Raw genomic sequence first — 20,045 nt, 5'->3', positions numbered from 1 at the left:
TAATTTAAATGTCCCTTAATTATTTTAACATTTTTATCCATATATTTTTTCTTTTTAGATAAAATTTACTTAACCCTCTTTTCGTTGATTAGTTGAAATTGCCATTGCCTTTTTTCGGTAATTTGATTCATATTATCTTGCTTGTTCTAAATTAAATAAGCATGGTTCTCTAAGGTATGCACATCTAAACATATAATCTATCAATATATTCCCCTATTTTATAACATAATCGGATCTAATTTTTAAGATATTTCTGCAAATGTAATTTTTAAAAAGTTCCCAATAGATAAGGTATCATATGTTATGATACACAATATATATGTTAACCGATTTACGATTTTAGTTTACTTTTAAACCAAAAGGGATTTATCGAACTGGGGGTGAATTATGTTTAAGCTGCGGGGACATCATCTTTTTTGCCTGCTAGGCTATCGGGGAATGGGCTATTCCCAAGAATACGTAGAAAATATGACGCGTTTGCATCGAACCTTGAGAAACAACCCCAAAACGCTGATTCAGTTTGTTAAGGGACCAGATCAGTTGTGTGAAAAATACCCCAACTCTGGTGAATACCATTGCCAAAACGAGCACATCTATGAGAGAGATGCCGTTATTTTAGCCAAAATGGGTCTTGAAATCGGACAAATTCTGAAATGGGAGGACATTGAGTCCCGTATCCGCAAACATGTGATCCCCTCAGATATTCAAGTCGTCTGTGAAACCTGTTCCTGGCGTTCTTTTGGGGTTTGCGAGGAAGGAATTCGAGAGATTCATGATGGGAAGGGCTTAAGGGAAGTTCAATAAGCCCCCCATCCATTTAACCAATTTTAATGGGGAAAAATGGGTTCATTCCATTAAATTTCCTTAGTCGCTGAATTAACGCATGAGACCTTTTTTAATTAACAACAGCTATTAGAACCTAATAGAACCAATCCTTGTCCATCTTGGTTTTCTTCTTTATCTAATGTTAATTCGTCCGTTCCTGTCATTTGTGAATCGAATGCTACTTTAATTCCATTAATGATTTGGTGTGTCTAAAGACATCGCAAATTGTGGTCCGCAGCAGCCAGCAACCGAATATAGACGAATTCCTTCTGCTCCCTTTTCATTTAAAAAACTTTCTAATAGTTGTTTCGCTCCATCAGTAATTTTCATTTATTGTTCCTCCTTTAATTTATATAATCTTTAAGCATCTCATATCCAACCTTTTCTTCATGAAACCAAGGAATAATAGCACACTTCTCAGCTTTGTTTTCATTTACTTCTTGAATCCATTCCTTTTCAGCCATCGCTTTTCCTTTTAAAATAGGATCGTTCGTATTTGTTCCAAATAAACTTTGATTAATTACCCACCATTGCGGAATAATACTAGCTCGTCTTAGATCGTCTTGTAATCTGGATGCCTCTAATACAGGTGTCGCTTCCGCAAGTGTGACAATAACCACGGCTGTTTCTTTTGGATTTCGAATTTGGGGCAGTAGTTTTTTTGCATTTTCTGGCACTTCACCTGTTGACCTTTCAATTTCTCTACTATAAGACCGGGATGCATCTAATAATAGTAATGTATGCCCTGTAGGAGCTGTATCAATGACGACAATTTCATTTTCTGATTTAGCTACTACTTCAGCAAAAGCTTGAAAAACGGCAATTTCTTCTGTACAAGGTGATTCTAAATCCTCTACTAAATAAGCTAGACCAGCTTCATCTAAGTCCTTACTTGATTTGGCTATTACATCCGCTTTATATTTTTCGACTTCTACCTTTGGATTAACACAACTAATCGTTAAGTTTTGATTCAGTTGTTCATTTTGGAATTGATAGTCAAGGTGGGCAGCAGGATCGGTTGTAGTTAAATGAACACGATGTCCTTTTTCAACTAGACCAACAGCAATAGCAGATGCGACTGTTGTTTTTCCAACTCCACCTTTCCCCATTGTAAAAATTAGCTTAGTTTTGTTAGCTGAAAAATCATTAATAACATCTTTTAATCCTGGAAGATTTATTGATTGATTTTCTAAGGACGACTCGGTTGGAGAAATCTCGTAAGGTCTAAATAGATTCCGCAGATTTTCTACACCTGTTAAAGAATAAGAAACATACGGTAACGAGTACTTAATGGTCACTTTTAAATTTTCCGGCATTAGTGTTAATGCATCTCGTTGACGATGATAAAAAGCCGATGATACTTCATCATCCTCATTGTGTTGCTGAAGAAGTCCATTAATAATGAGCATTTGGTTTTTGATACCGATCCCCTTAAGCTCTTTAGAAGCACGGTCTGCCTCTAAAAGGGATGAACCATCTGGTCTTGATACTAGTATTAAAGTAGTTTCATCTGGATTAGAAAGGGCAGATACAGCTTTTGAATAAAGCTCTTTTTTATCCACTAATCCAGATAAAGGACCTAAGCATGACGCACCATGTGTACTTTCTTCTAAAAATCCATTCCAAGCAGTAGGAAGCTGCAAAAGGCGTAATGTATGACCTGTTGGGGCTGTATCAAAAATAATATGGTCATAAAGATTCACGATCTCACTATTGGTAAGAAAACCAGTAAATTCATCGAATGCGGCAATTTCTACTGTGCAAGCACCTGATAATTGCTCTTCCATTGTTGCAACAACTGCTTCTGGAAATACTCCGCGATAAGGACCAACAACACTTTCACGATAAGCTTTAGCTGAGCTTTCAGGATCAATATTACTCGCAAATAAATTTTCAACAGCAGGAACTGCTTTTGGTCTGCTGGTTAATTCGATTCCAAAAACATCTTGTAGGTTGGAAGCAGGATCTGTACTAATCAATAACACTTTTTTTCCACTGTCAGCTAATGCGACTGCTGTAGCACATGCTGTTGATGTTTTTCCTACTCCACCTTTTCCAGTTAAGAATAAAAATTGAGTCTGAACATAATTTGGACTGAATAATGGATACATGATTCTTCCTTCTTCCAAAAGTGTTATAGTTGGTTTAAATTGATAGAAAGTCGTACTTTTGGCTTATCATTTAGCTCCTCTTCCTTTACTTCAAACCATGCTCCGAATTCTTCATTGGTCGGATAATTCCCCACTTTAACACACTTATCATTGACTAAAACAACTGGCAAGGCATCGGGACCTTTTTCCTTAAATACACGAATTATTTCGTCGTTTTCAGCGAATTTATCAGGATTTGATGTTAATTGGTATCGTTTAATATTAAGTCCTTTTTTCTCTAACGAATAAACAGCAGATGCCACTCTCGTTAACTCTGGATCGACACTTGGACCGCAAACCCCTGTTGAACAACACATTGCAGGGTCAAAAATCTCAACCTTATTCATGTTAATACCTCCAATATATTATTAAATAAGCATTTGCTTATTTATTTCTTTAAAGAATAACCAAAAGAATGACTCTTGGTTATTGGTTGTATTATTCTCCTGTTTCACCAAACCGTTTGATTCTATCTCCTATTTCATCACGGACACGCTGAAAGAATGCCCATTTTTCCTCATCTGTTCCTTGTGCTTTTGCTGGGTCATCAAATCCCCAATGCCCTCGTTTTACTTTTGGTGGGGTAATTGGGCATTTGTCAGCAGCGTCACCACATAGCGTGACAACTAAATCTGCGTTGTTTAAATATACAGCATCAATAATATCAGAAGTATGATTTGAAATATCAATTCCAGCTTCTTTCATCGCCTTTACAGCATTGGGGTTCAACCCGTGTGCTTCAATACCCGCACTGCGTACTTCCCACTCATCATTTAAATATTTCTTTGCCCAACCTTCTGCCATTTGGCTACGACATGAATTTCCTGTGCATAGGAAATAAATTGTTTTTTTATACATGTTGCTCGCTCCTTTTTGTATCGTCTAGTAATTTATAAATGATTGCTGCGCACATAGCTCCTAAAATAGTCGCGATAATATACACCCATAAATGTTGAAATGTTCCTGATACAATCGCAGGACCAATCGATCTAGCTGGATTCATCGAGGCACCACTAATTGGTCCACCAAACATCGCTTCTAATCCCACTGTTGCACCAATTGCTATTCCTGCAAAGGATTTTGCTGCTTTACCATGAACAGCTGCTCCAAAAATAACAAACATTAAGAAAAATGTAAGGATGAATTCTAAAACAAACGATTGTGCCCATGTACCATTTGGCAGCGTAGCACCTAAAGACGCCACATTTCCAAATAATGAAAATAAGGTGAGACTAGCTGCAATCCCTGCAATAATTTGTGTAACAATATAATACACGGCTTCAATTTTTGTTATATCCTTATGAATTAAAAATCCAATGGTAACTGCGGGGTTAAAATGTGCACCTGAGATGTGACCAAACGTGTAAATTAATGCCATTACGACCAGCCCGAATGTAATGGCTACGCCAACATGTGTTAAACTTTTCGTCATAGTATCTATTACTACTGCACCTGTCCCTGCAAAAACAAGGAAATAGGTTCCAAAAAATTCACTGATGATCTTTTCTTTCATTGTTTTAATCCCCTTGATGATGAAATTCCTGACACAAAACAGGATCTATCTATACCTCTTACATCTTGACTAAAAAAGCATTACAAGCGTTTAACAGTCGCAGCGTTGGAATGAAATCTCATCCAAATGGTCAATAATAGCCTGAATATACGGTTGTTGCATTTCATTTAATCGATAATGCTTCCATGTTCCTGCTGGTCTATCGACAATAATTCCAGCTTCTTTTAACTTTTTCAATTGTTGACTGACAGCTGGTTGAGAAATATTTAACACATCAACAAAATCACAAGCACATACTTCCCCTTTTTTTAGACAAGCCAACAGTTTTAAACGATTAGGATCACTCACAGCTTTTAACTGTTTCGCCATCAATTCTATATTCTTCAAATAAGATTTCCTCCTTACTGTATAATTATTTACTTATATAATATTCCACTTATATATTAATTGCAAGTTGTATTTTATTAATTTTTTGTAAAACATTAAAGAGATTATTTTAAACTTAGGAATTGATCTTTTTATCTTTTTTCAAACTAAAAGGCCCTCTTAAAAAGATAAGAAGGCCTTAAGGGGAAACATGAAATCTTAGAGCGTCACTTTGAGGAATCAACAACAAGTTCTACTCTTTGCACATTTGGTGTACAACATGAAGCATTCATTTGTTCATCTTTTTGTTCAACTGTAGATTTACAACAAATTGAGTCGTTGTTATGCATTTCTTCTACATCCGTTTTTGTATAGAAAAATTCCCACTCATTTCCGTTTGGATCAGCTACCCAAAATTTATCTTGGGTTGCATAACAACAAGTTACATCCATTTCTTCACGGGCGAAAAAGCCAAACTTTTCTAAGCGTTCTTTATGTTTAAGAACATCCTCTAAGCTATTCACTTGAAAACCAAAATGTCCAATTTGATTTCCTGATACTTGATCTTTTAAATTTAGGGTGAAATTCAATCCAGGGTCATCAAGCAAAAACTTCGCATAATCCGATTTTACTTTAACCGGCTCTGCATCAAAGACTTTTTTGTAGAATTCGATGGATTCTTTTAAATTAGTTACATTAACTCCCACATGCATTTTCATTGTAATCCCTCCATATTTAAAATCAAATTTAGTATTACTAGTAACAATCTATTCTTTTTTATTTTCTTTTACTTCTTCCATTTTTACATTACATCGCCAATAACAATTGCATTCCATACTTTAGTCATTCAAACCCTCCCTTTACTTGTATTTTGCAAGTATTAAAAATGGGGATATTACCCCGAAATAGTCCCACAGCATACGTTAGATTTTGCCATCGCATTATTTAACAACTTAATGGACCGAATGACTGTTTCTTTCTCAAACTCGTTCATATGAGAAAAAACTTCATTCAGAAAAGCGTTCATTTGTTGGTCGATCGTTGTTGCAATAAATTTTCCCTCTGTTGTTAGGGATAGAATACTGAATCGTCTATCATCTGGATCTGGTGTTTTTTTTACCAAATTCATTTTCACTAATGATTGTACCTGACGGCTAAATGTTGTAATGTCCGTACCTAATGGGTCTGCAATTTGCTGCATTGAAGGTTTATGCTGATGGTCAATCTCATAAAGGATATGACTTTGAATGAGGGAAATATCGCAACCGCCTGCACTGCAGCAATTTTTATTTAAAAGACCAAAGCGTCGTGTCATTACTTGAAATAATTCACGAATATTTTCCAATATTTCTCACCTCTTTCTTATTATACGAAATAATTTGCAAAATGCAACTATTACTTCAAATTATTTTTTAAATTTTGATATGCTGTTACAAAACTATGATACGTCTCCTTACCGTATATCAGTAAATCGCCTTTAAAAAAGTTCTGCGTCATAAATACATTTGCCTGCACAATATCATAGTTCCTTGATAAAATTACAAGCTTGAAGTAAGCTTCAAAATAATCAACAGAGAGAACACCTGAATGATTTACTGTCACAAATCACCACCACCTTTACTTAAATTGAACGATTAACTTCTCCATTACCATAACATCCACATACTTTCCATCAAGAATACCCTGATTTTTAAATATGCCGACCTCACGATATCCATTCTTTAGATATAAGCCTTGACCAAGCTTATTGAACGGAAATGTAAAAAGGACTATTTTATGAAAATCATTTCCTTTTGCAAACATCTCAATTTCTGTTAATAACAAACTTCCAATGCCCTTCCCTCTGTACTCTCTAGCAATGTATACTGATAAATCTGCGACTCCTGCATATGCACATCGGTTATTATAAAGATTTAATGAGGACCATCCTAAAAGCTGCCCTTCTTGTTCAGCAACAATAACTTTAAATCGTCCTTTGTGTTGTTCAAACCACTCTTTTATGTAGAGAAAATCTTTTGGTTCAGATTCCAAAGTGGCTATTCTGTCTTCGATACCTTGATTGTATATGTTCAGAATTGATTCTAAATCTTGTATTACTGCTTCTCGAATTAACACCAATAATATCACCCCTAACATCACAACTTTTTATTATTAATAAATATAAAATATTAAATTGCAATTTGCAAGTAATTTTCATCTTTCTTCTTCACTAACATTTACGCCTTAAGGGCTTCCCTTCAAGGCGTTAAATCGGTGCCTGACCCCCGCTGCGTTAAAGCATTAACACGCTGGGGGTCAGCGTATAATGGCAATTAAGTCAAGAGTAAATATTTTATAAAAAAGGCCGAACTTAAGTAGAACTTCCTATATCCATTTTTTAGAAGTTCAACTACCACAGAACTATATAATAGGGCTCCTCTAGAACGTGAAGGGATCTTGCGTTTTTCATCCTACAGTGATACCACCTAGCAAATATAAACTTTGATTTTCACGTATTATTCGTATTTGTAGGACAAGATCCATAATGCTGACCCACGAGGTCTAAAGCCTCAGACACCCAATACAATGTGATCTAACGCCCTAGAGGAGCCCTATTTTCATCAAAAATAAATACTTAATCAATTTATGAACAAATAATTAATTTAACTTTAAATTAAGCTGATAGACAAAGTTTTGAAGAGACATGTAATTCATAAAATCGTTTTACATTAGGGGCTCTAAGCTTTTTACTTATCTCACTTACTAATACATAATTCTCTTGATCGGTACGATATAATGTGCAATTTCGAATCATTGAAAAGGCCAACCGAATCATTCGGTTTCCTAAGGCTACATATGCTTGACGGGGATGCTTTCCACGGTCTTTTAAGGCTAAATATCTTATTTTCATTTCGGGATTATTAACAGCTAGAGATTTTCCTACCTGGTAGGCTATGTTTCTGAATGTCCTTCTACCCTGTTTACTAATACAAAAGTACGAAGGTTTTTTCCGCCCGATTGTTTCACAATAGGGTTTGTCCCTGCCATCTTGATTAATTGCCCCGCATGTTCGAAATCAGAGATATCCCCCATTTCTGCGTATAATTCAGCACTCGTCACTACACCAATCCCTGGAACGCTAAGGATAACAGCTCCCTCCGTTTCAACGAATAAATCTTCAATCTTATGTTCTAAGACATTGATTTGATTATTCAACAACTCTAAACGATCCAGCTTTTGAGATAAGAGAAAGATGTCTCCATCTACGAACTCTTTTGGTTGAGAAATGGAGTTTTGAGCAAATTCTAATAGAATTTGAACCGTACTATCCCGTAATTTAAGATTTTCACGGATAGATAATTCACGTAATCCTTTCTCTCCAAGTGTCAAAATATCAGTTGGATGCGGATAGTGCCGCATGAAATAAAGAGGTGCCTTTCCAAATAACTTACTAAATGGTTGAACATGCTTACGTTTTCCGTTCTCCCATACGCTTTTTCCTTGAAATTCCCTAAAGATATGATCCATGTGCATACGAATAAGATTTTGCGTTGTTGTTCGTTCACCCACCAACTCTCGACGAGCTCGTGTAAGCTTTTGTAGTGTAAGAACGGCACCTGAAGATAGCTCATTTGACGTCCCCCGGCCATGAATCATTGATTGAAGAATGGCCATCAGGTCTAAATTATCTGTCTTAGACCAATTTAAAGGAGCTTGCCTTTCCTGGGCTGTAGTGGCTGCATTCAAGGTTCTAACATGATACCCATTTGAATGGCATCGTCGAACAAGATCCTCGTAATAATGCCCAGTAGTTTCAATACCCACTACTACCTCTTTAAGTTTGTATTTTTCCTTCTCCGAATGAATGACCTTTTTAAGGTATTCAAAACCAGTCATAGACGCATCAAACTCAAAAGGTTTTACTAGAATATCCCCATAAAACGTACCAATTAGTGCTTTTTGTGTGAATTTCGCTGCATCAATCGCCACCATCAACAAATTTTCAGTCCCTGTTTCTCGTATAAACTCTGCCCATCGACTTCCACTTTTACCTTGAATATGGTTAAATAATGAATATGCCATCGTTTTCAACTCCTTGGTAGGGTAGTAAAATTAGAAGTTCTGTGATAGGTACTTCCATTTTACAATGAAAACGGTGGCCTTTTTCTATTTATTTGACCTATTTACTATACTAGGCACCAAGGTCCATTTAAGCCATACGCCGGTTCCCTCTATCCTTTTTTGTTAAGAAACTACTTCAATGCAATACAAATATTTTTCGCTTCAGAAAAGAATTCCATGCTGTGATGACCGCCTTCACGACCAATTCCGCTCTTCTTAAATCCGCCAAATGGAGCACGTAAATCTCGAACAAACCAGCAGTTTACCCAAATCGTACCTGCCCGTACAGAATGGGAAATTCTGTGAGCACGTTGTAGATTTTCCGTCCAGACGACACCATTCAAGCCATAATCAGTATCGTTTGCAATTCTTAATGCATCCTCTTCTGTATCAAATGGGATAATCGTTACGATTGGTCCAAAAATTTCTTCTTGGCAAATCCGCGATTTTGAATTTTCCTGAACATACACGGTTGGTTCTAAATAATAACCATTATGTAAATATTCAGGCAGTTCTGGTCGCTTTCCTCCACAGATCAAGGTCGCATTTTCTTCTTTTGCAATCTCAAGATAACTTGTTACCTTTTTATAATGCTCTTCACTAACGACTGGACCCATTTTTGTCGCTACATCCTGTGGGTCCCCCACTTTTAGTTCCATTGCCGCTTTCTTAAATCTTGCTAGAAATTCATCGAAGATAGAGCGTTGGACTAAAATTCTTGAACCCGCAAGACATATTTGCCCAGAATTCATAAAGGCAGCTTGAATCGAAACGGGGATGGCTTTATCAAGATTCGCATCTTCAAACACGATATTTGCAGCTTTCCCCCCTAATTCGAAAGAAACCTTTTTCAACGTATCCGCACCGCTCTTCATAATTCGTTTCGCTGTAGCAGTAGAACCTGTGAACGATATAAGATCTACTTCAGGATGAGTCGTGAGGGCATTTCCTACAACCCCGCCAAGACCATGAACAACATTCACAACGCCGTCTGGAATTCCTGCTTCATTCGCAATTTCACCAAGTAAAGACACAGATAGCGGGGTCATTTCCGCCGGCTTAATCACCGCTGTGTTCCCTGCAGCAAGACATGGGCCTAGCTTCCAGGTTGTCAGCATGAAAGGAACATTCCATGGTGTAATGAGAGCTGCAACCCCAACTGGTTCGTAACGTGTATAGTTCAGATATTCATCTTCCATCGGATACGTTTCCCCGCCTAGTCCTTCCATGAAATCTGCAAAGAACTTGATGTTGTTTGCTGCGCGAGGAACTTCGTGTTGAACGGCAGAGTGAAATGGTTTCCCAACATCTGTAGCGTCTAGTCGAGCAATTTCTTCTTTCCGCTCAAGGATAATTTCAGCCATGCGACGAAGTTTTGCACAGCGCTCTGCTACGGTCATCGTCCGCCAAGGGCCATTTTCAAAAGCATCCCTTGCAACAAGACAGGCTTTATCTACATCTGCTTCTGTTGCTTCACTTACTTTAGCAATGATTTCTTGAGTAGCAGGATTTTTCACATCAAAAGTTGCCCCATTGCCTGCTTGGACATATTCACCGTTTATATATAAACCAACATGTCTTACTCCGGTTTGGACGTTTGTCATTTTGAAACCTCACTTCTTTTTTTAACAGATTCTCCCGCGATTCCCCAATGTTCAGGTTCTACTTCATGGATCATCACACGCACATTTTGAACGGGAGATTCTAACACATCAGAAACTAAGTCGGAAACTTCTCTAATCAATCGTTCTTTCTTTTCAGGCGATCTGCCTTTAAGAATATTAATCTGAATAAATGGCATAAAAACTCTCTCCCTTCGCCTTGTTGTTTATTCAGAAAATACAGCCTCTACGGAACCAATCCCATCAAAGCTTGCTGAAAAAAGGTCACCCGCTTCAATCTTAATTGCCGCTGATAGGGAACCACTTAACACCACTTCCCCTGGTTGAATGCTCTGTCCAACCTTATACAATCTATTTGCTAGCCATGCAATCGCCCTCGCTGGATGCCCCATTACAGCTGCACCAGCACCCGTAGCTACGACTTCCCCGTTTTGCTTGAAGACCATACCCATTAATTTCAAATCCAAATTTTTCGGTGAATAGAATCTTTCTCCAATAATAAAACGGGAAGAAGAGGAATTATCGGCAACGGCATCTGGCAGTGTAAAGCTAAAACCTTGGAACCTGCTGTCAATGATTTCAACTGCAGGAGCTATATATTCTGTTGCAGCCAGTACATCTGCTACGGTTACATTCGGACCTTTTACTTCCTTATTAAAAATAAAGGCAATTTCAGGCTCGAGTTTTGCATGAATAAACGGTGCAAGCGAAATGCGTTCCCCTTCAAACAGTTGCATACTTTCTAGCAATACCCCGTAAGATGGTTCATGAACACCCATCATTACTTGTTTTGCCTTACTCGTTAAGCCAAGTTTTCGACCGATTCTTTTTGTGTTCTCTTCCTTGCATTTCATGGCAATTAATCGTTCTTGTACCTGGTAGGCTAATGTTTCATCCAATTCAGGATAAGCTTCAACAAATTTATTAACCGACTTTTTCTGTTTTTCCGCCTCGTATAGTTCAAAAGCTATTTGATCAATCACATCAGTCTTTATCATGTTTGTCACCTAGTTTCTATTTTTATCGTTTAAAGGAAGCAGTCACTGAACCAATATGAGCAAACTCAGCAGTAAACGTGTCATTTTCCTTCACTTCGATTGCACTTGTTAAAGCCCCTGAAAGAACGATTTCCCCCGCTTTTAAGGCCACATCGTATTTCCCTAAGGAATTGGCTAGCCATGCAACGGAACGAAGCGGATTTCCAAGGACGGCTGCACCTGCGCCGGAATCTATCATTTCTCCATTTCGATAAGCCACCATTCCGATATGGGTAAGATCCACTCCTTCAAGCTTTGTCGGCTTTCCTCCAATAATGGCAGCGGCGGAGGAACCATTGTCTGCGACCGTGTCTTCAAATTTAATCCGCCAATCATCAATACGGCTATCAATTACTTCTATCGCTGGAACGATATAATCCGTAGCTTCAATAACATCCAGTATGGAAACATTCGGACCTTTTAAATCCTTTTTCAAAATAAAAGCAATCTCAAACTCCACTTTTGGTTGAATATATTGATCAAGTGAAATCGTTTCACCTTCGACAACCATCATATCAGCCAATAAATGACCATAATCAGGCTGGTTGACACCAAACATATTTTGAATGGCTTTGCTTGTTGCCCCAATTTTTTTCCCGACAATGACTCCACCATTCTCAACTTTTCTTCGGATGATCTCTAATTGGGTATAGTAGGCTTCATCCACTGTAATCCCTGGATAGGAAACCGTTAATGGTTCAATGACCTTCTTCGTTTCCTCGGCTTCCAATAAGCGGCTAGCAGCTTCTAGAACGATTGTCACATTTAATTCCTCCTCTTACGACCACTAAACCTTTAACCCTTTTTTCTCTGCTAGTTCGACTGCCACATCTAAAATCCAGTCTTCTTGACCAGCAACTGCATTCCTTTTACCCAATTCCTCCATAATTTCTGAAGCCTTTACACCGAACTTCTCGGCTGCATGCCTAACATGTAATAAAAAGCTGTTATACACTCCTGCATATCCGCTAGATAAGTTGTCACGGTCGATCACGATTGGCGTCTCCATCAACGGAGCCACTACTTCCTCCGCGACATCCATTAAAATGGAAAGATTTATACCTGTATCAAGGTTCATTTTATTTAGTACAGCCACTAGTACTTCAGATGGTGCATTCCCTGCTCCAGCCCCTAGTCCCCTAAGGGTGCCATCAATTTGGTCTGCTCCAGCTTCAAGCGCTGTCATTGTATTGCCTATTGCTAAGCCTAGATTATTATGAGCGTGAAAACCAACTTCGATAGTTAACGCTTCTTTTAGAGCAGAAACCCTTTCCCTCACACCACTTTGAACAAGTGCCCCTGCAGAATCGACCACATAGACGCAATCAGCACCATATGATTCCATCAGCTTCGCCTGCTCAACCAGCACGTTTGCTGGTTGAGTATGAGACATCATCAAAAAGCCAACTGCCTCAAGCCCTAATTCTTTCGCGAGTCTGAAATACTGCTCCGTTACATCTGCTTCGGTACAATGAACGGCGATCCGGATGACAGAAATGCCTATTTCTGCAGCCTCTCTTAATTCATCGCTCGTTCCAATTCCTGGAACGAATAAGGAAGCAATTTTTGCTTGTTTCGCTGTTTCTACAGCCACTTTAATCAAATCAAATTCAGAATGTGTCGAAAACCCCTGCTGAATCGTCGACCCGTTCAAGCCAGAACCGTGGCTAACTTCGATGATACGTACACCTGCTTCATCTAAATTTCGTACAATTGTCCGTACCATTTCTGGGGTGTAACTATGGCTAACAGCGTGGTCGCCATCTCTTAGTGTTGTATCTGTAAGTCTAGGAATCTTCATCGGCTCACCTCCTTAGATCCGAGAAAATGTGCAGCATATAAATCTCCCACTTTATACGCTGATGCTGTCATAATATCCAAATTCCCCGCATAGGTAGGGAAAAAGTCTCCATCCCCTGCAACCTCATTCATGATCACGACGGTTGGTAACCGTCCCCAAGGTGTTTCACGGTAATCAATAAATGGTATTCCCTTTAATCTGTAGCCTGGAACATAACTTGAAATCTCGGCTACAATCGATTGAACAGATGAAATGACAGCTCCTTCATCAAACTCTTCTTTAATGACTGCATAAACAGAATTGGTCATATTAATTGGTGGTTCTGCCGGATTAAACACCGGAATCGCCCTCGCTAGTTTAGCTCCGCCCACTTGTTGAACAGCATTCGCAGTCGTTCGAACAAATTCATCTACATTTTGCCTTGTTCCCGGGCCAATCGAAACACTGGCTGCGGTAGTAATGACTTCAGCATAGTGAACTGGTACAACACGATTGACTGCGTGAACAAGCGGAGTAGTTGCCTGGCCTCCACATGAAATCAAGTTGACATTCATGGATTCAATATGTTCCTTCATATTTACGGTTGGCACAACAAACGGTCCGATTGCCGCAGGGGTCATGTCAATCGCTAATTTCCCCTTCACACGTAGTGATTGGGCATTCAACTTATGTGCTTTTGCGCTTGTCGCATCAAAGACAATCTTAATCTCTGGGTCTTCCAAGATCGCAGCAATTCCGTGATGGCTCGTACGAATTCCCTTCGCCTGAGCTCTTGCCAGTCCTTCTGAATCTGGGTCAATACCTGCCACCAAAGCTAACTCCATATTGCCTTCATTTTTTAAAATTTTGTACATTAGGTCTGTTCCAATATTTCCTGAACCTAAAATCGCAGCCTTTATTTTAGACAAGACCTCTCACCCCACTTTCTAGTATGCTATGAATTAAGGTTTTACTATTTCAACAGGCTTTGGAGATGTAATCGGTGTACCTTGCGTCCACCAAGATACAGGGAAATCGGTACCAATCCAAGTATCCCCGTTGCCAGGTACATCCTTCATCTCCCACACGACTGGCTTCCATGCTGGGTCGGTAATAATATAGCCAGCATCTCCGAACAATTCGATTCTGTTTCCGCCTGGTTCAATTACATACATACAGAAAGCTTGGCTGATTCCATGCTTATTCGGAGGGACTTCAACGAAAACACCATGATCTTTAAGCAAATCAGCAATATCATAAAGATTTTGGGGTATTCCATACCAGTAGCAAAGATGATGGAGCTTCCCTTTTACTCCATTAGGCTCTTGCATATAGGCAATTTCATGAACGAGATTAGAAACGCTTAACCAACTTCCAAGTACATGGCCGTTATCTTGAATTTGCTCTCTTAACCGAAAGCCTAATGTATCTATCAAAAAGTCAGTGTCTTTTCCTGGATTCGAAGTCATTAAATTAATATGATCGAGACGACGAACTGGTACACCACGATCTGGCCGTTTTGATGGACGATTTAATAGTTTTGACCTTTGCTCATCAGGTACTTTGTAATACTCGACATCCCATAAAATTTCCATTAAATGACCATCTGGTGTCATAAACTGGTAGGCCACTCCATGGCCGATATCTCCCTCGATCCAACCTTTGCCCAATCCAGTCTTTTCAATTTCCTCCACTCGCCGTTGAAGAGCTTGAGGGGAAGTTGCACGCCAGGCGACATGTCCTACTCCCGCTTCTTTTGCCTCAGTAATAATTAAGGTATTGTGATAAAAATCCTCATAAGCACGAAGATAAACAGATTGACCAGAACGAGCAGTTACTTCCATCCCTAAAAACCGTGTGAAAAATTCAACGGACTGTTCAAGTTTCGGAGAAAGAATCTCCAGGTGTGCTAATTGTGCCACATCAAAAATTGGTTCCTTAAAAAAATTTGTCATGTTCCGTTCCTCCCTAGATCCATCTTTTTCTGTAAAACAAAACAGCCTATATTGACGAAATATGCTGAATAATGATAACGTTTACATAATATACGCCACCACTATTTTCTAAATGGTCTAAAACCTAGTGTGTGTTTATATCATAATGCCTATGAATTACACCTTCAACACGATTGTCCCTTTATAAGGGACACTTTCTAAATATTTTTTGATTTTTTAATAATCGGAGGAAAAAATGATTCAAGAACAAGAAAAGTTACTCTCTTCAGTAAAAAATGCGATCAGAATTTTACGTTCTTTTAAAATGGACCAACCACAAAAAGGAGTGCGTGAACTTGCTGCTGAGCTTGGATTAGGAAAAAGCAGTGTCCAAAGAATTCTTGCAACACTTGCCACCGAAGGATTAGTTCAAAAAAATATCGAAACCAATAAATATGAATTGGGCTTATCTGTTGTAGAATTGAGCTCAATTGTCCTCGGCAACATCGATCTCCATACTGAAACACTTCCGGTACTCACAAATTTAGCAAATAAATATGGGGAAACAGCACATCTCGCAATCTTAGAAAATAGCCAAGTTGTCTATTTATGCAAAGCAGAGAGTAAAAACTCTTATAAATTACCATCGCACTTAGGATTTCATAATTATGCTCACTGCACGAGCTCTGGTAAACTCCTGCTTGCCACAGTGGCAGCTACATTGTTGATCTTGTTACGCGAAGTGGACTAGTTTCTTTAACTCTTCATACCATTACAGATCCAGATGTTTTTCGCCAAGAGTTGAAAACCATAATAAATCAAGGATATTCAGTCAGTGATGAAGAATTCAATTTAGGAGTGACCTCCGTATCTGCACCAGTAAGAGATCATACTGGTAAAGTCATTGCCGCTATCAATCTAGTCGGACCAAGTTCTCGTTTCTCGAAACAGCGGATATACTATTTTGCTAGTGAATTAATCCGTTCCGGAGATTTAATTTCTGAGAGGCTGGGTTATTGGAAAAGATGATTTTAATTCTCGAAAAAGCAAAAAAGGGTCAGTCCCCCGGTACTTTAGGTATTTTTTGAAGTTCTATTGGTGAATTTGGGGATTCAAACGGTGAATTGGATGGTCATTTGAGTGATTTTTCAATCCAATGGGGTGAATTTTTGATTCAATGAGCGATTTTATGGTTCCAATGGGCGATTTTATGGTTCCAATGGGCGAATCTTCGGCTCTAATAAGCGAATCCATGAAAACAACAACCATTTTGAGGTGAGCCTATATGTGAAGATGGGGTCCGTAATTGGGATCATAGTTCGGCTGAAGCTAAATAGAAATTAGGCTGTCCTCCATATTCATATTTTCATTACAATAGAGAACAGCCTTTGTATTATTTTACTTCACTATGTACCTTTCCTGAATGATCAAAACGAAAAATAAGACTTTCTGTATCAGTTTGAAAAGGATACTGGCTTTATGTATGTCGTTCTCCTGTCTCCATATCGTATATCTTATCAAGGGCAACTAAAATTTCTTTTTGGGCACGACTTCTGTGGGACTGCATCACCAAACGGGCAGCTGCCCCTTCTTTTGTTTTCATACAGGAAATGATGGCTTTATGTTCTATGATTGATTTGGTAAGGACCGGGCGCTGATTGATTGTAAATAATCTGGCACGATGTAATTGGTCAGAGTGCATATCGTAACGGCATTAAGTCGTTTATTGTCCGCAAACTGAATAATCAAATGATGGAATTAATCGTCCTAAATTGCCCACTTTTTAAATTCTTTTGCTCAAGCACCTCTTCCTGTAGTTCAATTAAGGATTCAAGTTGCTCAATCTCTACTTCGCCAACCCTTGCTGTAGCAAGACTTACGGCAAGTCCATCAAGTGTTTCTACAGTATCATAAATTTTTTTGAGATCCTCTCTCTCGATCGGTTCTACAAAGAATCCTCGCCTAGGAATAATTCGCACCATGCCCTCCGTCTCCAAACGCACGAGCGCTTCTCTTACAGGAGTTCGGCTCATTTGTAACACTTCAGCCATTTCTCTCTCCAATATGGTTTTCCCTGGAGGAAGAATTAAATCACGGATCGCAAGACGGATAATGTGATATGCCCGCTGTGGCAAACGGTATTCATCATATTCTTTCAGATTATCAATAAAAAAACGAGCTTCTTTATCCAAACTTGTTTCGTTTAGAGAATCATTTTTTTCATTCTCTACTTTTGGTTTATTATTCATTTTTTATATTTCCTTTCGTACCAATAAAAAAGGATTCTTCTTTCATTTTGCAACCCAATTATGAATTGTCAAATGAAAAGAGAATGCTCCATGTACAGAAAAATTGACTCTCATTACTGTTAATATTTTTAAACACTAGACCCTCTTTTAAAAGTAGACTCTGTTAAAGTAAGATGTTGATATTTGATACTTGTATTTGAAATGACGGACACATATGATAGTTTGAGACTGTCAAAATTCAAGGTGTAGTCCTTATTCAATTAACTTTTACCAGTAAGGAGGAACAAAATTTGCGCAATAAAACGACTTCTAAACTTGAAAGATGGCGAACAAAATATGCCTCATTAGCTGTTGCTATAGGTTGCCTATATAGTGTTGTTGTAAGTTGGGGAGATAATTGGCTTATACCTGCGTTATTGTCAGCAGGGGGGTTAATTTGTGGAACGATTGGTTTTTTTGATTTGAAACGTATTTTTAAAAAGAGTGTTTAAACGGGAGCGTTAGTTATTTAGACATTGAAGAAACCCCAATTATTAAGGCTCCTTAAATTTATTGTGCAATAATCAACATTAAAATTTAACAGAGCCTAAAAAGGCAGGTTAATAATTCTTCTTTTGAAACAATACGCCATTCATGTGCTACAATTTTTCTATATAGTCAATGATACTAATTTCCTCTAATTCAATTGCAAGTGCATGTAGAGATACATAGCATTCATTTGTCTCATAATTTAGGGTAACTTTTACAACCTCATATCCATTATGAAATCTTGAATCAAAATCTGGGTCATCAATAATATCTCCTTTAACAGGAACAAGAAAAAGCTACAATTGGAACTATTAATACGGGACCTTTTTATAGTATCTTCTTATGTAGAGTGGGTGGTTCCTTTGTTCTTCTAGATGGCAACTTACTCGTTCGAGAAAAGTTGCTAGGGATAGAGTATTGGACAAGTAGTCTCATGGGACAAGGGACCTCGTCCCATTATTCGGGGAAACATTGAAGTAAAAGGAAATGATAAAAGTATACTCAAGTACAACGCGGTAATTATGCTTGGTCCCCCCCTATGATTAGAGTTCATATTTACAAAGGGGTAGGAGATCAATTAAATTTTAGAAACGTTTTCTGCCTGAGAGCCACGTTGTCCTTTTAGAATATCAAATTGTACGCGTTACCCTTCATCAAAGGATTTAAAACCATCACCAGTAATCTTTACTATTGTTATGTAAATAAAATAAAAAATGGTTTCCTGTCTGGAAACCATTTTTGTAGTTGACCATATGGTGTTACCAATTCGTTTTTCTCTTTTACGTAAAGAAGATAAACAATTACTATTCACTGTCTCAGTAGATGTAAAAAAATTTTAAAGATAGAGGTGAAATTGATTGTTTTTTCTTCTAGAAATAATATATTGTATACCTAAAACAATGAAAGCCCTACCTCTCTTTCATCCTTACGGTTCCTTGTCCGTGCCAGTGTGAATCAGGATAGCAAAAATCAAGTGACTATTTTATCGAGTTACTTGATGAAACTTCAAACGTTCGTAAAAGAAATTTAAATAATAAAAATGGATTAGATTGTAGAAATAACAAATGAGGTTAATGCTCTAAAGGTGAGTTGGAGAAGTTGAATGTCTTTGAAAAGATTTACTTTTGATAATAAACATATTCCCAAAAAATTCAGGATATTTTCGGGTGATGTAATACATTATCTTAAATTAGCCTAACAGAAACTTTTTATTTGATTATCAGTAATCCCTTTAATTAATCCCAGTTCACTAATCAAAAATTCATGTGCTTTATCTAACATTTTTTTTTCGCTTGAATTAAGTGCTTTTTCTATCTTCATACGCATTAAATCACGTACAACTTCAGTACATTCTTGTATTTTACCCGTTTTTATTTTGTCCGTGTTCACTTTATACCTTTGTTTCCACGGCAGTAATCTATCTGATTCCCCATGATGAAAAATGTTTATGATGTGTTTTAATGCAATTATGTCAGTAACAGGGCGTATACTTGAACTCAATATTTTACCCGTAGGAATCATGACTTGCATATTACCGATTAACATTTTTATGACATAATACTGTTGTTTTTCCCCTGAGATTTCCTTTTCTTCTATGGCTTTAATTATACCTACTCCGTGCATTGGATAAACAATGTTATCGCCAATTTGAAACAAATAATCCACCTCCATATATGGTAACCTTCTTAACCTTAACATATATATTATTTTTTATCAAATTTTTAATAATACCATAAATTTATTTTCAGTGTCAACTACTTTTTCTTTAAAAATTAGAAAAAGCAAAAACAATAGGAATCGTGTTGGATTACCAATAAACGGAAGGTTAATTTTCCCGCGTATATTCTGAAACCTCTACTAACCTTTATATTATTATTCTATATAAAACCTTCCTGCTCAAATAACACAAAAAGCGACTGCCTTGTTCAGCAATCGCACAC

General features: G+C 37.8%; 25 protein-coding genes. 4 read left to right on the top strand and 21 right to left on the bottom strand.

Translation table 11 applies throughout. The features are described from left to right. Positions 1 to 387: 387 nt before the first annotated feature. On the top strand, positions 388 to 804 hold the full coding sequence (locus BSO02S_RS16630; protein ID WP_066069756.1) for a DUF1284 domain-containing protein: 417 nt from the start codon (positions 388 to 390) through the stop codon (positions 802 to 804). A 213-nt stretch (positions 805 to 1,017) separates the two neighbouring features. Here the strand turns inward: BSO02S_RS16630 and BSO02S_RS28505 are convergent, their stop codons facing one another. The 18 genes from BSO02S_RS28505 to BSO02S_RS16540 form a co-directional block, all read right to left on the bottom strand. After that, positions 1,018 to 1,155, bottom strand: coding sequence for a hypothetical protein (locus BSO02S_RS28505; protein ID WP_342351997.1), 138 nt, complete (start codon positions 1,153 to 1,155; stop codon positions 1,018 to 1,020). A 14-nt stretch (positions 1,156 to 1,169) separates the two neighbouring features. Next, a complete protein-coding gene (gene arsA / locus BSO02S_RS16620) occupies positions 1,170 to 2,936 on the bottom strand; it encodes an arsenical pump-driving ATPase (protein WP_066069753.1) in 1,767 nt (588 codons plus the stop codon). 23 nt (positions 2,937 to 2,959) lie between these two features. Further along, positions 2,960 to 3,322, bottom strand: coding sequence for an arsenite efflux transporter metallochaperone ArsD (gene arsD, locus BSO02S_RS16615; protein WP_066069750.1), 363 nt, complete (start codon positions 3,320 to 3,322; stop codon positions 2,960 to 2,962). A 91-nt stretch (positions 3,323 to 3,413) separates the two neighbouring features. Beyond that, positions 3,414 to 3,833, bottom strand: coding sequence for an arsenate reductase (thioredoxin) (gene arsC, locus BSO02S_RS16610; RefSeq protein ID WP_066069748.1), 420 nt, complete (start codon positions 3,831 to 3,833; stop codon positions 3,414 to 3,416). Then, a complete protein-coding gene (locus BSO02S_RS16605) occupies positions 3,826 to 4,488 on the bottom strand; it encodes an MIP/aquaporin family protein (RefSeq protein ID WP_066069745.1) in 663 nt (220 codons plus the stop codon). The genes arsC and BSO02S_RS16605 overlap by 8 nt, the downstream gene beginning before the upstream one ends. Before the next feature lie 90 nt (positions 4,489 to 4,578). Next, positions 4,579 to 4,857 carry an ArsR/SmtB family transcription factor gene (locus tag BSO02S_RS16600; RefSeq protein ID WP_066069919.1) on the bottom strand — a complete coding sequence of 93 codons (279 nt, stop codon included), beginning with the start codon at positions 4,855 to 4,857 and terminating at the stop codon, positions 4,579 to 4,581. A 224-nt stretch (positions 4,858 to 5,081) separates the two neighbouring features. Further along, positions 5,082 to 5,573: an ArsI/CadI family heavy metal resistance metalloenzyme gene (locus BSO02S_RS16595; RefSeq protein ID WP_066069742.1), complete on the bottom strand. Its 492-nt coding sequence runs from the start codon at positions 5,571 to 5,573 to the stop codon at positions 5,082 to 5,084. 176 nt (positions 5,574 to 5,749) lie between these two features. Next, positions 5,750 to 6,199 carry a MarR family winged helix-turn-helix transcriptional regulator gene (locus tag BSO02S_RS16590; protein WP_066069739.1) on the bottom strand — a complete coding sequence of 150 codons (450 nt, stop codon included), beginning with the start codon at positions 6,197 to 6,199 and terminating at the stop codon, positions 5,750 to 5,752. 50 nt (positions 6,200 to 6,249) lie between these two features. Continuing rightward, entirely contained in the window at positions 6,250 to 6,456 is a 207-nt protein-coding gene (locus BSO02S_RS16585; protein WP_066069736.1) for a hypothetical protein, read from the bottom strand. Between the two features lie 15 nt (positions 6,457 to 6,471). Beyond that, the gene (locus tag BSO02S_RS16580; protein WP_066069734.1) at positions 6,472 to 6,990 is read right to left on the bottom strand and encodes an arsinothricin resistance N-acetyltransferase ArsN1 family A; all 519 of its coding nucleotides are present in this window, start codon (positions 6,988 to 6,990) and stop codon (positions 6,472 to 6,474) included. A gap of 795 nt (positions 6,991 to 7,785) precedes the next feature. Beyond that, complete coding sequence (locus BSO02S_RS16575) at positions 7,786 to 8,916, bottom strand: IS110 family transposase (protein WP_235846941.1); 1,131 nt, start codon at positions 8,914 to 8,916, stop codon at positions 7,786 to 7,788. Between the two features lie 170 nt (positions 8,917 to 9,086). Next, complete coding sequence (locus BSO02S_RS16570) at positions 9,087 to 10,559, bottom strand: aldehyde dehydrogenase (protein ID WP_066069731.1); 1,473 nt, start codon at positions 10,557 to 10,559, stop codon at positions 9,087 to 9,089. Then, a complete protein-coding gene (locus tag BSO02S_RS16565; protein WP_066069728.1) occupies positions 10,556 to 10,756 on the bottom strand; it encodes a tautomerase family protein in 201 nt (66 codons plus the stop codon). The genes BSO02S_RS16570 and BSO02S_RS16565 overlap by 4 nt, the downstream gene beginning before the upstream one ends. Positions 10,757 to 10,783: 27 nt before the next feature. Continuing rightward, positions 10,784 to 11,575, bottom strand: a complete 792-nt coding sequence (locus BSO02S_RS16560) for a 2-keto-4-pentenoate hydratase (protein WP_066069725.1) — start codon at positions 11,573 to 11,575, stop codon at positions 10,784 to 10,786. A gap of 22 nt (positions 11,576 to 11,597) precedes the next feature. Continuing rightward, positions 11,598 to 12,377 (bottom strand): 2-keto-4-pentenoate hydratase, encoded by a 780-nt coding sequence (locus tag BSO02S_RS16555; protein WP_066069722.1) that lies wholly within the window; start codon positions 12,375 to 12,377, stop codon positions 11,598 to 11,600. Positions 12,378 to 12,401: 24 nt separating this feature from the next. Next, positions 12,402 to 13,415 (bottom strand): 4-hydroxy-2-oxovalerate aldolase, encoded by a 1,014-nt coding sequence (gene dmpG / locus BSO02S_RS16550; protein ID WP_066069719.1) that lies wholly within the window; start codon positions 13,413 to 13,415, stop codon positions 12,402 to 12,404. Next, positions 13,412 to 14,323 carry an acetaldehyde dehydrogenase (acetylating) gene (locus BSO02S_RS16545; protein ID WP_084375059.1) on the bottom strand — a complete coding sequence of 304 codons (912 nt, stop codon included), beginning with the start codon at positions 14,321 to 14,323 and terminating at the stop codon, positions 13,412 to 13,414. The genes dmpG and BSO02S_RS16545 overlap by 4 nt, the downstream gene beginning before the upstream one ends. Positions 14,324 to 14,356: 33 nt before the next feature. Further along, complete coding sequence (locus BSO02S_RS16540; RefSeq protein WP_066069715.1) at positions 14,357 to 15,349, bottom strand: catechol 2,3-dioxygenase; 993 nt, start codon at positions 15,347 to 15,349, stop codon at positions 14,357 to 14,359. 235 nt (positions 15,350 to 15,584) lie between these two features. Between BSO02S_RS16540 and BSO02S_RS16535 the strand changes: the two genes are divergently transcribed. Both BSO02S_RS16535 and BSO02S_RS26435 read left to right on the top strand, forming a co-directional pair. Next, a complete protein-coding gene (locus BSO02S_RS16535) occupies positions 15,585 to 16,079 on the top strand; it encodes an IclR family transcriptional regulator (protein ID WP_066069712.1) in 495 nt (164 codons plus the stop codon). After that, positions 16,049 to 16,357 carry an IclR family transcriptional regulator gene (locus BSO02S_RS26435; RefSeq protein WP_084375058.1) on the top strand — a complete coding sequence of 103 codons (309 nt, stop codon included), beginning with the start codon at positions 16,049 to 16,051 and terminating at the stop codon, positions 16,355 to 16,357. Before BSO02S_RS16535 ends, BSO02S_RS26435 begins: the two co-directional genes overlap by 31 nt. Positions 16,358 to 16,805: 448 nt before the next feature. Here BSO02S_RS26435 and BSO02S_RS28030 read toward each other — a convergent pair whose 3' ends face one another. Further along, complete coding sequence (locus BSO02S_RS28030; RefSeq protein ID WP_235846940.1) at positions 16,806 to 17,030, bottom strand: GntR family transcriptional regulator; 225 nt, start codon at positions 17,028 to 17,030, stop codon at positions 16,806 to 16,808. A 43-nt stretch (positions 17,031 to 17,073) separates the two neighbouring features. Further along, positions 17,074 to 17,577, bottom strand: coding sequence for a GntR family transcriptional regulator (locus BSO02S_RS16530; RefSeq protein ID WP_235846939.1), 504 nt, complete (start codon positions 17,575 to 17,577; stop codon positions 17,074 to 17,076). Positions 17,578 to 17,867: 290 nt separating this feature from the next. Between BSO02S_RS16530 and BSO02S_RS16525 the strand changes: the two genes are divergently transcribed. Next, the gene (locus BSO02S_RS16525) at positions 17,868 to 18,068 is read left to right on the top strand and encodes a hypothetical protein (protein WP_066069711.1); all 201 of its coding nucleotides are present in this window, start codon (positions 17,868 to 17,870) and stop codon (positions 18,066 to 18,068) included. Between the two features lie 1,231 nt (positions 18,069 to 19,299). On the opposite strand, the gene BSO02S_RS16520 is transcribed toward BSO02S_RS16525, so the two are convergent. Then, positions 19,300 to 19,776, bottom strand: coding sequence for a CarD family transcriptional regulator (locus tag BSO02S_RS16520; RefSeq protein ID WP_066069710.1), 477 nt, complete (start codon positions 19,774 to 19,776; stop codon positions 19,300 to 19,302). Between the last annotated feature and the right edge of the window lie 269 nt (positions 19,777 to 20,045).

Source organism: Neobacillus soli NBRC 102451 (genome assembly GCF_001591665.1).
Classification (GTDB): domain Bacteria; phylum Bacillota; class Bacilli; order Bacillales; family Cytobacillaceae; genus Neobacillus; species Neobacillus soli.
Note: the sequence above shows the minus strand (reverse complement) of the source record. Positions and strands in the feature narration are given on the sequence as shown.

Excerpts from the sequence above, each read along its gene's own strand:
- BSO02S_RS16630 (WP_066069756.1), top strand. The coding sequence starts at position 388 with ATGTTTAAGCTGCGGGGACATCATCTTTTTTGCCTGCTAGGCTATCGG.
- BSO02S_RS28505 (WP_342351997.1), bottom strand. The coding sequence starts at position 1,155 with ATGAAAATTACTGATGGAGCGAAACAACTATTAGAAAGTTTTTTAAAT.
- arsA (WP_066069753.1), bottom strand. The coding sequence starts at position 2,936 with ATGTATCCATTATTCAGTCCAAATTATGTTCAGACTCAATTTTTATTC.
- arsD (WP_066069750.1), bottom strand. The coding sequence starts at position 3,322 with ATGAATAAGGTTGAGATTTTTGACCCTGCAATGTGTTGTTCAACAGGG.
- arsC (WP_066069748.1), bottom strand. The coding sequence starts at position 3,833 with ATGTATAAAAAAACAATTTATTTCCTATGCACAGGAAATTCATGTCGT.
- BSO02S_RS16605 (WP_066069745.1), bottom strand. The coding sequence starts at position 4,488 with ATGAAAGAAAAGATCATCAGTGAATTTTTTGGAACCTATTTCCTTGTT.
- BSO02S_RS16600 (WP_066069919.1), bottom strand. The coding sequence starts at position 4,857 with ATGGCGAAACAGTTAAAAGCTGTGAGTGATCCTAATCGTTTAAAACTG.
- BSO02S_RS16595 (WP_066069742.1), bottom strand. The coding sequence starts at position 5,573 with ATGAAAATGCATGTGGGAGTTAATGTAACTAATTTAAAAGAATCCATC.
- BSO02S_RS16580 (WP_066069734.1), bottom strand. The coding sequence starts at position 6,990 with ATGTTAGGGGTGATATTATTGGTGTTAATTCGAGAAGCAGTAATACAA.
- BSO02S_RS16575 (WP_235846941.1), bottom strand. The coding sequence starts at position 8,916 with ATGGCATATTCATTATTTAACCATATTCAAGGTAAAAGTGGAAGTCGA.
- BSO02S_RS16570 (WP_066069731.1), bottom strand. The coding sequence starts at position 10,559 with ATGACAAACGTCCAAACCGGAGTAAGACATGTTGGTTTATATATAAAC.
- BSO02S_RS16565 (WP_066069728.1), bottom strand. The coding sequence starts at position 10,756 with ATGCCATTTATTCAGATTAATATTCTTAAAGGCAGATCGCCTGAAAAG.
- BSO02S_RS16560 (WP_066069725.1), bottom strand. The coding sequence starts at position 11,575 with ATGATAAAGACTGATGTGATTGATCAAATAGCTTTTGAACTATACGAG.
- dmpG (WP_066069719.1), bottom strand. The coding sequence starts at position 13,415 with ATGAAGATTCCTAGACTTACAGATACAACACTAAGAGATGGCGACCAC.
- BSO02S_RS16540 (WP_066069715.1), bottom strand. The coding sequence starts at position 15,349 with ATGACAAATTTTTTTAAGGAACCAATTTTTGATGTGGCACAATTAGCA.
- BSO02S_RS16535 (WP_066069712.1), top strand. The coding sequence starts at position 15,585 with ATGATTCAAGAACAAGAAAAGTTACTCTCTTCAGTAAAAAATGCGATC.
- BSO02S_RS28030 (WP_235846940.1), bottom strand. The coding sequence starts at position 17,030 with ATGCACTCTGACCAATTACATCGTGCCAGATTATTTACAATCAATCAG.
- BSO02S_RS16530 (WP_235846939.1), bottom strand. The coding sequence starts at position 17,577 with ATGAATAATAAACCAAAAGTAGAGAATGAAAAAAATGATTCTCTAAAC.
- BSO02S_RS16520 (WP_066069710.1), bottom strand. The coding sequence starts at position 19,776 with ATGGAGGTGGATTATTTGTTTCAAATTGGCGATAACATTGTTTATCCA.